Below are 13,199 nucleotides of genomic sequence, written 5' to 3' on the forward strand. Positions count from 1 at the left end.
TCCCGTCATGGGGTCATTTGGTAGCGGATACGCGGTAGCCCTACCCGCTACCCTCCTGTCATGAGGTAGACGTCGACCACCGCTGCGGCATCACGACGGATCGGACCTTCTGCCGTAAGCCTCCGGCTTCGGTCATGGCGTTCAATCCCGAGCGACCTTCGTCACTTACCTTGTAGGCCGAGCAGGTATCGATCCACCCCAAGAGGGGGCTTCAGTTACGATCCCTGGGCATCCGCGTCGCGGACACCGACGGAGCCTTATTCGGCGGCCTCCCGGTCGCCGGCCGTAGCCAGCTCGACGGCAGGCTTGGCGCGGCTTCCCTTCCTCCGGCGGTCGAGCGCGGCGGCAGGCACGACCTGGTAGCGCGGGATCTTGTCGATCTCGGGCTTCAGAGCGCGGGGCGGGAAACGACCGTACTTCCGACCCTCAGTGTCGGCCGCATGCCCCTGGATGAAGTCCAGCTTCTGCGAGTCCATGCCCGCGGTACGGCCGACCGTCTTGAAGCGATGCCGCCAGCCATGATTCGGCTGAACGTTGGGGTCCTTTACGCCGATGGCCCGGACCCACTCGCCGATCTTCTGGCCCATCCGAACGTGAGGCGGGTTGCCAGCCGAGCCGCCCCTGGCGCGCTTGGGGCTGTAGAAGAGTGGTCCCTTCGCCCTGCCCTGGGCGAACGTGAGGAAACCCTGCTCGATCAAGTGGTCGTGGATTGGGACCGCCCGTGCGAACCCGGTCTTCGTCCCGCCCGCCTCGGGTGTGATGTGAACCACCCAGACCTTGTCGATCAGCATGACGTCTTCCTGGCGGAGCTGCGTCATTTCGTTGACCCGCGCGCCCGTGTAGGCGCACAGCCAGGGCACCCAGCGCCGAGCGTCCTTGAGTTCCGTAGAGGAGAGGTCGTTCTGTGGCGCCAGGGCGGCCGACAGGATCTTCTCCGCCTCTTCGTCCCTGAAGTCGGGCTCGCGAGCGGAGTCCTTACTCTTGGCCCTCACCGTGACCTTGGCGGCCGGGTTTTCGCCGATCTTCGACTGGTCGGACGCGAAGCCCAGCAGCGCCTTCGGCGCGGCTAGGTAGACGTCCCGGACGGTGATCGGGTCCAGGCCCGCGTCCTTGCTCAGCATCTTGTCCCGCCACCGGATCACGTCGGCCTGCGTGATGCGGCGGAGGTCGTCGACGCCGACGAAGGCGATGAACTTCTTGAGGATCGGGGTCCAGCGCTTCACGGTGGCTGGCCGGAGCTTGCTCTGGTGCTGGTAGTCCGCCCAGACGGGCTCGAACCTGACAGGCCCCACGGCCGCCATGGATGGGGGGAAGCGGTCGGCGTAGTCGTCCGGCGAGTAGTCGCCCTGGGCGTTCCTGAGGATGCTCTCGTGCGCCCGCTGGGTCGCTTCGGCCGCGGCGAGGACGATCCGTCGGCGGTCCGCCTCGGAGACAACCATCCCCTTGTCGGCAAGGAACGCATCGACCGCATCGCCGTGACGCGCCCGGATGACGGCCTCCGCCTCCGACCAGCCGGTGGCCATCCGTAAGGCTGAGGGCTTGCCGGACGTACGGCTTCGGAGGTCCTGCAGGCGACGGTCGGCGGCGGCGAGGCGGCGCCAGGTCTCGGGGGATCCCGGGTCGTCCGTGTGCTTCGCGACCTTGGCGCGGTAGATGTCCCCGGCCAGGGCCTGGACCTGCTTGCCCGTGAGGGCCTGCTGCCCCTTGCGTAGGGTCGCCCAGCGCTCGTCCAGCTTTGCGATCTCGTCGTAGTGCCGACCTTTGGCCTCGGCCGGGTCCTTCGTCCGAAGCGAGACCTTCACCTCGGTCTTGCCGACGAGCTTCACCAGGTCGGCCGGCACGCGCCTGCGGAGGTAGTAGACGCCGGATTCGTGCTTGAAGGGTCGGGGCATCGGGAGAGGCACTGTGTACCACCTGTGTGTACAACAGGCGGATCAAGAAAGCCTTACCGTGCAACGACTTCTGGAGGATCAGGCACTTAGAAGGGTGCTTGGCGGAGAGGGGGGGATTCGAACCCCCGATGCCCTTGCAGGCATGCCGCATTTCGAGTGCGGTGCGATCGACCACTCCGCCACCTCTCCACTAACGATCTCAGTAGCTTCGCGTCTCGGCCACCATCACTTAGATCGTCACTATTGGCCGTCGCTAACGCCCATCACGATGATCTCGGTGATAGCCGCGCGGTGCGGTCGAGGGGGTCATAGCGGGACTGCGATGGCAGGGCAAGAGGGACCGACGGGAAGGGTCTCGCCGTTCCGCCGCAAAGGGTCGCCGATGGAGCGCCTCACGTTCCAGGACCTGTCACCAGCAATGTAACAATATGCAACGATGATGTGGGCCGATTTCGCGCGCAGGCTCGGCATCCGCATCGTCTGTCGCGATGGCCGTCCCGCTGAACCACGCAAGGATCATGGCGAGCCTTCGATCCATCGTCCCGTGCGCGCCGTTGAAGACCATAGCCTTGAACCTGCCGACCGGGACGAAGCTCGGCAGATCACGGCCGACACGCACCACCTTCACGAGCGGATCATGATTGACGGGGCTGTGGCGCGGAAAACTCCGGCTCTGTAACATTCGTCAAGCGACCCATCATGGCGCCGCGAACCCGATTCGATCTGCCTGATAGCTCGACGGTAGCCGCGACTGAAAGCGACAGCGTGACGATCGGCTTGCGGCTCGACCGGACTCGCCGAGCCATATCACCGTCATCAGCGAAAATGCGCTGCCGACGCCGAGGGCTTTGTGCGGTGGCTTTAAAATAATGGCGGCGAAAGAGGCGCGGGTCTCGCGTCGGGTGCGATCAAACGGAACATCGCACTGCTCAAGGCTGCGATCAACGTCGCGCTGAAAAAGACAGACGAAGCTCGTCTGCCTCGAAATATATTCACGTTCACCGAGATTGCGGGCGGGGACGAGAAGCACCGTGCAGCTTGGACCGAGCAAGACATGGCGGCCGTTCGCGCCCAGATCCAAGATTTTGAAAATGACGAGCGCTTGCTGTGGATGTGGCCTGCCTCGAAGGGCATCCGCCCAATCGAAATCCACGGCCTCGACCACGAGGAGGTTGAGATCTCCGAGGACCAAAGGGAAGTCGATACCGCGAGTGCTTAGCCTCATAAGTACCGGACGCGTTATGTGGAACTGGAGGTTGGTCAGAATGTGTAGGCGAAGAAGGTTCTTCTCACTCCACAGTGGACCGCCGATTGCGGGTCGCCTTTGCCGGTAGCCTGATAGGCCCATCACTCGACTCGAGCCGTAGGCCATTTGCAGGGGGGCGGCGATCGAGCGGCGAACGGCGGGCCTCACAACTTTCGCTCAAGCACGTCCTGCAGCATGGAGCGATCCAGCGTCGGTCGGCGACCTTCCGCTTGAGCTTGCTGTTCTCGTCTTCCAGCTGCTTCAGCCGCCGGATCTCCGGCACGGCCAAGCCGACGAACGGACCGCCCGGCGGTGAAACGTCGGCTCCGACACGCCCATTTTCCGGCAGACCTCGTCTCCCGACGCACCGATCTCAGCCTGCCGCAGGGCAAAGACGATCTGCTCGTTCGTGAAGTGGTTGCGAGGCATGGCACCCGCTCTCCTTCAAGGTTCAGGAGGACCGAAAACTTGCGCTCGGCGCGGACCGGCCTGGCGGGTCAAGGTCATACGAGTGTGATACAGGAATCGAAGCCAGGACACTTCGAAGGGGGTTGGTGTTGGACCGGGCCGTCGAGCGCCGCCTTGCCGCGATCCTGCTGACAGATGTGGTCGGCTACAGCCGGATGATTTCGGAGGACGAGACGGGCACTCTGCGCCGGCTCAAGGCGCTCCGCCGCACCGTGATCGATCCGCTGGTCAGCGCCGCTCATGGCCGGATCATCAAGTCGACCGGGGACGGTGTCCTGGTCGAGTTTCACAGCTCCGTTCGCGCCGTCGGATGTGCCGTCGCCATTCAGCGCGCGGCCGCGGCGCACAATGCCGGCCTTCCCGAGAACCAAGCGATGCGCATGCGCATCGGCATCAACCTCGGCGACGTGTTCGCCGAGCCGGACGGCGACCTCTACGGCGACGGGGTGAACGTGGCCGCGCGCCTGGAACCGCTGGCCGAGCCGGGTGGGCTGTGTATCTCCCGCTCGATCCACGATCAGGTCCGGGACAAGCTGCCCTATCATTTCGAGGATCGCGGCAAGGTCGACCTCAAGAACATCGCCCGTCCGATCGGCGTCTTTGCCCTCTCGGCGGAGGCCATAGCGGCCAGTGCCGACCTCCCCGAAGACGAACCCGATCAGGCGCGCGAGGCTGTCCCCGCCGGCCGCCGCCGTCTGTGGACCGCCGCGACGGTCGGCCTGCTCAGCATCGCCGCCGCCCTCGGCCTGGGTTGGTGGATGTGGGCCGCCAGGGCTCCGACGGCCGATCATACGCTCGCGGTACAGGCCGGCCTGCCGCCTAAGCCGCTGCCGCCGCTATCGCTGGTTGTGCTGCCATTCGCGAACCTGAGCAACGATCCGGAACAGGATTTCTTCGCGGATGGCCTGACGGAAGACCTCACCACCGACGTCTCACACCTCGCCGGTAGCTTCGTCATCGCGCGCAACACTGCCTTCACCTATAAAGGCAATGCCGTCGATGTGAAGCAAATCGGGCGTGATCTCGGGGTGCTCTATGCCCTCGAAGGGAGCGTGCGGCGTACCGACGAACGGATCGTGCTGAATGCTCAGTTGATCTCTACGCAGACCGGCGCACACCTCTGGGCGGATCGTTTCGAGGGAGACCGTAGTCATCTGGGCGAAATACAATCCGATTTTGTTGCGAGATTGGCGCGTTCCTTGGACGTACAACTCTCACAAGCAGAAAGTTTTCGCATCAATAAGGAAAAATCTGAAAACCCCACGGCCGCAGATCTCAATATGCTCGGATGGGCGGCGCTCAACCGGGAAAGAACATCCAAAAACACTTTGGAAGCGCGAGGATATTTTGAGAAGAGTTTACAGGTAGATCCGGCAAGCCTGCAGGCAAAGATAGGGCTTGCGCGAGCGATTGCCCAAGCAGTCAACACACGAGTGAGTAGCAACCTGTCTATCGACCGGAATGTTGCGTTTCGACTCGCGAAAGAGGGGGTTGAGGGAGATCCGCGGAGTGCTATGGCGCATTATGTCATGGCTGAGGTATTAAGAACAACGAAAGATTTTGAACAAGGATTGCGCGAGATAGCAATCGCTGTCGATTATAATCCGAACATGGCGATTGCCCATGCGCTCGCCGGAATCACGAACCTATGGGCAGGCAGAGCCGCAGAGACATTCGCGCATGTCGAAAAATCCATACGATTGAGCCCCAAGGACCCCGCGTTGAGCATTTGGGAATATTATATTTGTCATGCACATACTCATTTGGGCCATTGGAAAGACGCCATAAAATGGTGTGAAAAATCAGTCGGGCATTCGCCCTATTTTTCGGCGTACATCGATCTTGCTGCTGCGCACGCTTGGTTGGGGAATACCCAAGCTGCAGCGGAGGCAGTGAAGGAAATTCTTCGGCTGAAGCCCGGATACACGGTACAAAACTGGGCGACTGCCGATTGGTCGGACAATCCTACCTTCCTGGCGGAATATGCCCGCATCGTCGAAGGATTGCGTCGAGCCGGCCTGCCGGAAAACTGATCGTGTTTGACTGGCTCGGTCTTCAATTGAAATCTGAGAACGAGCGCGGCCCGGGCATCCGGTTCCGGGAGCGGAGACGCTGACACACGCGTATGGAAAACGAGATCGAAGTGTTTCAGAGCAGTATCATGCCCCTCATCTTATGGTCTCGTTAACAACATAGCGCCGAGAAAATACACGCTCTGCGTGTGGGACCGCGCGGGGTCTGGGTCCTGATCCCGCGTGAGTTGGGCGATGAAGCTCCTCGACAATCTCAAGCTCCTCGCCAAACTGGCGATCCCCGCGGCCCTGCTCGTCCTTGTCTCGGCCGGCATGATCCTCCTCGCGAGGAGTAGCCTGTCGACCCTCAACGACAACACGCAGCAGATCGTCGATTTCAGCGCGCGCCGCGCGATTCTGGCTCTGCAGCTGACCGTCGCCGTGGATGAGGCGACCATTCGCGAGAAGAACCTCATCATCGAGAGGGGCGGCCCGGAGGGGCAGATGCTTCGCGAGCAGCACGTGGAAGCCGAGCGCGCGGCCCACAAGGCGGTCGACACCCTGCTGGCCCTATCGGATACGCCCGAGCGCCACGCCCAAAATCAAACATTGAAGGACCTCACGAGCCGGTTCTTCAAAACCTCGCGGGCGGCGGTCGACTTCGTCATCGAAGGGGACGTGGCTTCCGCGACGCGGGTGTCCAACACCGATGGGCGGGCCGCACGGAAGGTCCTCGTGGAGGCGGTCAATACGCGCGTCGCCGCCAACGTCGATGCCCTGGATGTGGAAAAGCGGCACGCGAGCGAGATTGCTGCCTCAGCCACCCGGACGCTCACGCTCGTCGCCGCAGCCGGTCTCTCTGCCGCCTTTGCTCTGCTCGGCCTCATCGCCGTCCTTGGAATCACACGTCCTCTTCGCAGCTTGGTTGCTGTTCTTCAGCGCATGGCCAAGGGCGAGATCGATGCGGAGATCCGCGAAGCTGCGCGCGGAGATGAGATCGGCGCCGTGGGGCGTGCCGTCGAAGGCATCAAGGCCATGGTTGCGCGGAAGGCGGCCGAGCAGGCCGAGGTCAAGCGCATCGCCGACGAAGCGGCTGCCCTGGAGCGCAGGCGGACCATGGTCGAGCTCGCCGACAGCTTCGAGCGGGCGGTCGGCGATATCGTTGGCATGGTCTCGTCCTCGGCCACGGAACTGCAGGCCACGGCCCAGCAGATGACGTCGAGCGCCAACGAGACCGCCAGCCAGTCGACCACGGTGGCTGCCGCTGCTGAGGAGGCCGCATCCAACGTCAGCACGGTGGCGGCCGCCGCTGAGGAACTCGGCTCGTCCGTCCAGGAGATCGGCCGACAGGTCAGCGCCTCGGCCGGCATGGCGCAGGTCGCGGTGGGGGAGGCCGACCAGAGCGCGGCGCTCGTTCAGGATCTGAGCGGAGCCGTGGCCAAGATCGGTGACGTCGTGAGCCTGATCTCCTCGATCGCCGGGCAGACCAACCTGCTCGCGCTGAACGCCACGATCGAGGCGGCGCGCGCCGGCGAGGCGGGCCGCGGCTTCGCGGTGGTGGCCAGCGAGGTCAAGGAGCTTGCCACCCAGACCGCCCGAGCGACCGGGGAGATTTCCGCTCAGATCGGCCGGATCCAGGGCTCCACGGATCAGGCCGTGCAGGCGATCGGCGCGATCACGGCGCGCATCCGCGAGATCTCCGGTGTCTCGACGACCATCGCGGCGGCGGTGGAGGAGCAGGGTGCGGCAACCCAGGAGATCGTGCGCAACGTCGCTCAGGCCGCGACCGGCACGACCGAGGTGACCAGCAACATCTCCGCTGTTGCCCAGGCGTCTGAGGAGACGGGGGCCGCTGCTGGACAAGTCTTGTCGGCGGCCTCCGAGCTCTCGCGGCAGTCCCAGCATCTGAGCGCGGAGGTGGCGCGCTTCCTAGGCACCGTGCGAGCCGCGTGAGAGTGGCTTGAGCCGCGTTCATTGCAGGCGCGAACGAGGCCAGCGCGTCGATAACGGGACCTGTGAGCGCGGAAGGCGCCGAGAGGTAGGCGGCATCCACCGGCGGCGTCGGTCAGGCGCCGCGCTTCGGCTGCGCTGCCAGCCGGTCGCTGTTTCGGGCCGGCGAACCGGCCGAAGCGGACACGCCGAAGGGCACGCCGTGCCGTGGCCCGAGCGCGCCGCCCGCCATGCGTGCTGCCTCGGCTCTCTCCGCGTCGGCGAGCGCCGTTTCGGCGACGGTGGCGATGGCGCTGAGCTATCGCGATCTCGCCGCCGACGTCGGCATCAGGGCCGCGAGCATCGACCACCACTTCGTCGGCAAGGCGGATCGCGGCGCGGCCATCGCGCGGCGCTCCTGGGAGGACATCGCCGTCGAACGCGACGCCCGGCCCGAGGAGGCAGGCGACCCGCTCGAAGGCCTGCGGCTCCGCCCCAGCACCGTCCGACGCTCGCTTGAGGACGCGAACAGCTCCGCGCGATGGTCGATCAGGCCCCCGGATTCGGCTGATCTGCGTCAGGGCCCGGCGGCCCGGAACGTGGTTGCTGACCACGACGAGGGGACAGCCGAACGCCGGAATCGTCCGATGCTTCATGGTCAAGGCACAGCCGACCCGAGCGGCACGCCCGGATTCCGGCGCATGTTCGCCCCGGGTAATCTGACGGTCGGCGTCTTCTTCCCCATTGAGGCCTTCCAGCGCGACCAGCCGACCATGCGCGATCAGGAGCGCCTCGCGGTGCGAGCGGAGGAACTCGGCTACGCAGCGCTCTGGGTCCGCGACGTGCCCCTGCGCGACCCGAATTTCGGCGACGTCGGGCAGGTCTACGACCCGTGGGTCTGGCTCGGGTGGATCGCCGCGCAGACGCGCACGATCGCCCTGGCGACGGGGTCGATCGTCCTTCCCCTGCGCCACCCGATCCATACCGCCAAGGCCGCCGCCTCCGTCGACCGTTTGTCGGGGGGCCGTTTCGTCATCGGGGTGGCCTCGGGTGATCGGCCGATCGAATTCCCGGCTTTCGGCGTCCCCGCCGAGGAGCGCGACGCCTTGTTCCGCGAGAGCCTCGGCGTCATCCGAAGGACGCTCGAAGAGGGGTTCCCCACCCTGCGCTCGCGCTTCGGAGAGATGCTCGGCACCGTCGACCTCGTGCCGAAGCCGCTCGGGCGGCTGCCGATCCTCATCACCGGATCGAGCCGGCAGAGCCTGGAGTGGATCGCCGAGCATGCGGACGGCTGGATCACCTACCCGCGCCCGCTCGAGCGCCAAGCTGAACTCGCGGCCCGGTGGCGGGCCACCACCGAAACGGCGGCGCCCGGGACGTTCAAGCCCTTCGCCCAATCCCTCTACGTCGATCTGCACAGCGATCCGGATCACCCGCCGCAACCCATTCACCTCGGGTTCCGCAGCGGTCGCAAGGCCTTGCTGGACTTTCTGATCGCGCTCCGCGCGATCGGCGTCCACCACGTGATCCTGAACCTCAAATACGGCACCCGCAGCGCGGGCGAGGTGCTCGACGAGATCGGCCTCGCGGTGTTGCCGCAGCTGAAGGTTTAGCCCGCGTCGCGCATCAGACCGCCGGTCATGCGCCGGAGGGCGCCGGGTTCGAGGAGGGTGACGGAGCGTCCGCGCGTGGCGATCAGCCCGTCACGGCGCAAGGCGGTGAACGTCCGGCTCACGGTTTCGCTTGAGAGGCCGAGATAGTCCCCGATATCGGTGCGCGACATCGGCAACGCGATCGATCGACCGGCGGAAACCCGGTCCATCAGGTCGATCAGGAAATACACGAGCTTCTGCGTGGCGCTGGCGCGGCCGAGCGCCGAAAGATCCTGGGCGCGCTCGGTCATCCGCAGCAGCCAGAGCAGGAGCTCGTTGGCGATCTGCGAATCTGACGCCGCGAGCGCGTTCAGCCGAGAGCGGGAACAGCGTATGGCCCGCGCGGCGCTGACCGCCTCGGCCGACGAGGCATGCAGCGCGGCGCGCTCCAGCCCGAAGAACTCGCCGGCGAGATGGAAGCCGCGCACGACCCGATTGCCGTCGCGACCGAGTTTGATCGTGCGGACCAGGCCGGCAACCACCCAGTAGACGGAATCCCCGACATCGCCTTCGGCGTAGAGGGTCGTGCCGGGCGAGAAATGCTCGACCCGTCCCAGGGCGGTGATGCGCGCCAGCGCGAGTTCGCCGGCGGCCCGGGCCGAAGCAGGGGGCCAGTGAATGTGCGGGCCGGGAGCGGGCACGACGTGACCATAGGGCAGCATGACGCTCCTCACTCGCGAGATCGCGAAGATCGGACATCGCCGCAGGTCGCACCATTCGGACGGTGCCTAGGGAGTATCCCGGGTTTGGCGCCCCATTCTGCGGCTCGGCGGCTTCCGGAGGATCGGCAGGGATAGCGCGTAGGAGAGCCGGCGCGGATGCGTCAGGCGCGGCCCGATTTCCGCCACCGGAACTGACGTGCGTCAGTGCCGAGATACCCGGCGGCGGCGTCATATGGGCCGTGGCCGCACCGCAGGCTGTCCGGGAGAGTCGGGATGGGACAGGTCTTAGCGCCGGGGGCGGCGGCGCCCGATTTCACGCTCCACGTCACGCCGGACCAGACGCTCTCGCTCGGCGATCTGCGCGGACGGCCCGTTGTTCTGGCGTTCTATCCCGCGGACTGGAGCCCCGTATGCGGGGATCAGATGGCGGTCTACAATCAGGTCTTGCCGGAATTTCGGAAGCACGACGCCGAGATCGTCGGAATCTCGGTCGATGGGGCCTGGTGCCATCAGGCCTTCGCCGAGACGCGCCATCTCCATTTCCCCCTGCTCGCGGACTTCGAGCCCAAGGGCGCGGTCGCCCGGCAATACGGGGCCTACCGCGACGGCGACGGTGTCTGCGAGCGGGCGCTGTTCGTCCTGGATCGCGAGGGTCTCGTGTTCTGGAGCTACCGCTCCCCGATCGCCGTCAACCCCGGCGCGGACGGCATCCTCGATGCGCTGGATCGGCTCGGAAACCAAGAGGCAAGCCATGGCCGAACTCAGAGTGCCGGTTTCGGCGGCTGACCATGTCCGGGGCGGTGCCGACGGGCGCGTGGTGCTCGTCGAGTACGGCGATTACGAGTGCCCCTATTGCCGCCTCGCGCATGTCGAGGTCCTGCAGCTCGGCAGGCACTTCGGCGACGACCTCACCTACGTGTTCCGGCATTTCCCCCTCACCGAAATCCACCCGCTCGCGGAGCCGGCTGCGGAGAGCGCCGAGTTCGCCGGCACCCAGGGTCGGTTCTGGGACATGCACGACGAGATCTACGCGCATCAGGATCAGTTGAGCCTGCGGTTCCTTTTGGGCGTCGCCCGGGCCCTCGGCCTGCCGGAGCGCGAGTTCGAGTTCGCCCTCGAGGCGAAGACCTATGCCCCGAAGATCGAGCAGCACTTCCTGAGCGGCGTTCGGAGTGGCGTCAACGGGACGCCGACCTTCTTCATCAACGGCCGTCGGCATGACGGTCCCTTCGACTACCGGCATCTGGCGAATGCCATCCAGTCGGTGCGGTCCAGGCCTTAGCGCGCGGTGCGGGCGGTCGGCCCCCCGCGGCCCACCGCAACGCCCGTCGATCCGGCCTCGATCTCGATCGATCTGCAAGGCGCGGACAGGAAGGAGCATCTCCCATGGCCAAGGCGATCGGCATTGATCTCGGCACGACGAATTCCTGCGTCGCCGTGATGGACGGCAGCAAGGCCAATGTCATTGAGAACGCCGAGGGCGGTCGCACGACCCCGTCGGTGGTGGCCTTCACGGAGTCCGGCGAAGTTCTGGTCGGGCAGCCAGCCAAGCGGCAGATGATCACGAATCCGGAAAACACCGTCTTCGCCATCAAGCGGCTGATCGGGCGCCGGTACGACGACCCGATCACCAAGAAAGATATCGGGATGGTGCCCTACAGGATCGTATCCGGGCGGAACGGCGACGCCTGGGTCGAGATCAAGGGCAAGACGTACAGCCCGAGCCAGATCTCGGCCTATATCCTGCAGCGCATGCGGGAGACCGCCGAGCTGAAGCTCGGTCAGTCCGTGACGCAGGCCGTCATCACGGTGCCCGCCTATTTCAACGACGCCCAGCGTCAGGCCACCAAGGATGCCGGCAAGATCGCGGGCCTCGAGGTGCTGCGCATCATCAACGAGCCGACCGCCGCCGCGCTCGCCTACGGCCTCGACAAGAAGGGCGGCGGCCGGGTGGCGGTCTACGACCTCGGCGGCGGCACCTTCGACGTCTCGATCCTGGAGATCGGCGACGGCGTGTTCGAGGTGAAGTCCACCAACGGCGACACCTTCCTGGGCGGCGAGGATTTCGACAACCGGGTGGTCGAATACCTCGCGGCCGAGTTCAGGCGCGAGCAGGGCATCGACCTGACCAAGGACAAGCTCGCGCTCCAGCGCCTGAAGGATGCCGCCGAGAAGGCGAAGATCGAGCTGTCCTCGGCCACCCAGACCGAGGTCAACCTGCCCTTCATCACGGCCGATCAGAGCGGGCCGAAGCATCTGAATATCAAGCTCTCCCGCGCCAAGCTCGAAGCCCTCGTCGACGACCTGATCAAGCGCACGATCGGGCCGTGCGAGGCCGCGCTCAAGGATGCCGGGCTGCAACCGTCCGACATCGCGGAGGTCGTTCTCGTCGGCGGCCAGACGCGGATGCCGAAGGTGCAGGAGGTGGTCCAGACCCTGTTCGGGCGCGAGCCCCATCGGGGCGTCAATCCCGACGAGGTCGTGGCCATCGGTGCCGCGATCCAGGCGGGCGTGCTCCAGGGCGACGTGAAGGACGTGCTGCTCCTCGACGTCACCCCGCTCTCGCTCGGCCTCGAAACGCTCGGCGGCGTGATGACCAAGCTGATCGAGCGCAACACCACCATTCCGACCAAGCGCAGCCAGACCTTCTCGACGGCCGAGGACAACCAGAGCGCCGTCACGGTCCGGGTCTTCCAGGGCGAGCGCGAGATGGCGGCCGACAACAAGATGCTCGGCCAGTTCGACCTCGTCGGCATCCCGCCGGCGCCCCGCGGCACGCCGCAGATCGAGGTGACCTTCGACATCGACGCCAACGGCATCGTCAACGTGACGGCCAAGGACAAGGCCAGCGGCAAGGAACAGCAGATCCGCATCCAGGCCTCCGGCGGCCTGGACCAGAGCGAGATCGAGCGCATGGTGCGGGAAGCCGAGGCCCATGCGGAGGAGGACAGGCGCCGCCGGGAACTCGCCGATGCCCGCAACCAGGCCGATGCCGCGATCTACACCGCCGAGCGCAGTCAGCAGGAGGCGGGTGAGCGCGTGCCGGGCGATCTGAAGAGCGAGTTGCAACAGGCCATCGCGGCTCTGCGCGAGGCGATCGGCGGCGAGGCCGTCGACCGCATCAGGCAGGCGACCGAGCGCCTGTCGCAGCTGGCGCAGCGGCTGGCCCAGGTCATCAGCGCGCCGCCCGCAGGACACGAGGCCGGCGCAGGCGGCGGCGAGAGCGGCCCGCAGTCGGAGGTGGTCGACGCGGAATTCGAGGAGCACGGCCGGCAGGACCAGGGCGCGCATTAGAGCCGGCCCGGCTCCGCGTCGCCGGTTCGGCGCGCGCCGAGCCG

At 65.9% G+C, this 13,199-nt stretch carries 10 protein-coding genes, 1 tRNA gene and 1 pseudogene; 6 read left to right on the plus strand and 6 right to left on the minus strand.

Annotated features, from left to right (window positions below):
- Nucleotides 1-257: 257 nt before the first annotated feature.
- The 5 genes and pseudogenes from ACS5RC_RS03155 to ACS5RC_RS03175 form a co-directional block, all read right to left on the minus strand.
- Entirely contained in the window at nt 258-1,892 is a 1,635-nt protein-coding gene (locus ACS5RC_RS03155) for a DUF6538 domain-containing protein (RefSeq protein WP_478342352.1), read from the minus strand.
- A gap of 99 nt (nt 1,893-1,991) precedes the next feature.
- Nucleotides 1,992-2,081: transfer RNA gene (locus tag ACS5RC_RS03160), tRNA-Ser, on the minus strand.
- 220 nt (nt 2,082-2,301) lie between these two features.
- Entirely contained in the window at nt 2,302-2,520 is a 219-nt protein-coding gene (locus ACS5RC_RS03165; RefSeq protein ID WP_478342353.1) for a hypothetical protein, read from the minus strand.
- A gap of 69 nt (nt 2,521-2,589) precedes the next feature.
- Nucleotides 2,590-3,057, minus strand: coding sequence for a hypothetical protein (locus ACS5RC_RS03170; protein ID WP_478342671.1), 468 nt, complete (start codon nt 3,055-3,057; stop codon nt 2,590-2,592).
- Nucleotides 3,058-3,246: 189 nt separating this feature from the next.
- A pseudogene (locus tag ACS5RC_RS03175) lies at nt 3,247-3,567 on the minus strand (transposase); the annotation flags it as partial.
- A gap of 128 nt (nt 3,568-3,695) precedes the next feature.
- Here ACS5RC_RS03175 and ACS5RC_RS03180 point away from each other — a divergent pair.
- From ACS5RC_RS03180 to ACS5RC_RS03190, 3 genes are all read left to right on the plus strand, one after another.
- Complete coding sequence (locus tag ACS5RC_RS03180; RefSeq protein ID WP_478342354.1) at nt 3,696-5,639, plus strand: adenylate/guanylate cyclase domain-containing protein; 1,944 nt, start codon at nt 3,696-3,698, stop codon at nt 5,637-5,639.
- Nucleotides 5,640-5,873: 234 nt separating this feature from the next.
- Nucleotides 5,874-7,571, plus strand: coding sequence for a methyl-accepting chemotaxis protein (locus tag ACS5RC_RS03185; protein ID WP_478342355.1), 1,698 nt, complete (start codon nt 5,874-5,876; stop codon nt 7,569-7,571).
- Nucleotides 7,572-8,248: 677 nt separating this feature from the next.
- Nucleotides 8,249-9,160: an LLM class oxidoreductase gene (locus ACS5RC_RS03190; RefSeq protein ID WP_478342356.1), complete on the plus strand. Its 912-nt coding sequence runs from the start codon at nt 8,249-8,251 to the stop codon at nt 9,158-9,160.
- Here the strand turns inward: ACS5RC_RS03190 and ACS5RC_RS03195 are convergent.
- Entirely contained in the window at nt 9,157-9,861 is a 705-nt protein-coding gene (locus ACS5RC_RS03195) for a helix-turn-helix domain-containing protein (RefSeq protein ID WP_478342357.1), read from the minus strand. The two genes, ACS5RC_RS03190 and ACS5RC_RS03195, sit on opposite strands and share 4 nt — an antisense overlap.
- A 273-nt stretch (nt 9,862-10,134) precedes the next feature.
- On the opposite strand from ACS5RC_RS03195, the gene ACS5RC_RS03200 reads away from it, so the two are divergent.
- From ACS5RC_RS03200 to dnaK, 3 genes are all read left to right on the plus strand, one after another.
- A complete protein-coding gene (locus ACS5RC_RS03200) occupies nt 10,135-10,647 on the plus strand; it encodes a redoxin domain-containing protein (RefSeq protein WP_478342358.1) in 513 nt (170 codons plus the stop codon).
- The gene (locus ACS5RC_RS03205) at nt 10,613-11,143 is read left to right on the plus strand and encodes a DsbA family protein (RefSeq protein ID WP_478342359.1); all 531 of its coding nucleotides are present in this window, start codon (nt 10,613-10,615) and stop codon (nt 11,141-11,143) included. Before ACS5RC_RS03200 ends, ACS5RC_RS03205 begins: the two co-directional genes overlap by 35 nt.
- Before the next feature lie 104 nt (nt 11,144-11,247).
- The gene (gene dnaK / locus ACS5RC_RS03210) at nt 11,248-13,155 is read left to right on the plus strand and encodes a molecular chaperone DnaK (protein WP_478342360.1); all 1,908 of its coding nucleotides are present in this window, start codon (nt 11,248-11,250) and stop codon (nt 13,153-13,155) included.
- The last annotated feature ends 44 nt before the right edge of the window (nt 13,156-13,199 follow it).

The organism is Methylobacterium sp. HJ2 (assembly GCF_056431005.1).

What these genes read in the sequence shown, in the direction of transcription:
- ACS5RC_RS03155 (WP_478342352.1), bottom strand. Translation starts at nt 1,892, where the DNA reads ATGCCCCGACCCTTCAAGCACGAATCCGGCGTCTACTACCTCCGCAGG.
- ACS5RC_RS03185 (WP_478342355.1), top strand. Translation starts at nt 5,874, where the DNA reads ATGAAGCTCCTCGACAATCTCAAGCTCCTCGCCAAACTGGCGATCCCC.
- ACS5RC_RS03190 (WP_478342356.1), top strand. Translation starts at nt 8,249, where the DNA reads ATGTTCGCCCCGGGTAATCTGACGGTCGGCGTCTTCTTCCCCATTGAG.
- ACS5RC_RS03195 (WP_478342357.1), bottom strand. Translation starts at nt 9,861, where the DNA reads ATGCTGCCCTATGGTCACGTCGTGCCCGCTCCCGGCCCGCACATTCAC.
- ACS5RC_RS03200 (WP_478342358.1), top strand. Translation starts at nt 10,135, where the DNA reads ATGGGACAGGTCTTAGCGCCGGGGGCGGCGGCGCCCGATTTCACGCTC.
- ACS5RC_RS03205 (WP_478342359.1), top strand. Translation starts at nt 10,613, where the DNA reads ATGGCCGAACTCAGAGTGCCGGTTTCGGCGGCTGACCATGTCCGGGGC.
- dnaK (WP_478342360.1), top strand. Translation starts at nt 11,248, where the DNA reads ATGGCCAAGGCGATCGGCATTGATCTCGGCACGACGAATTCCTGCGTC.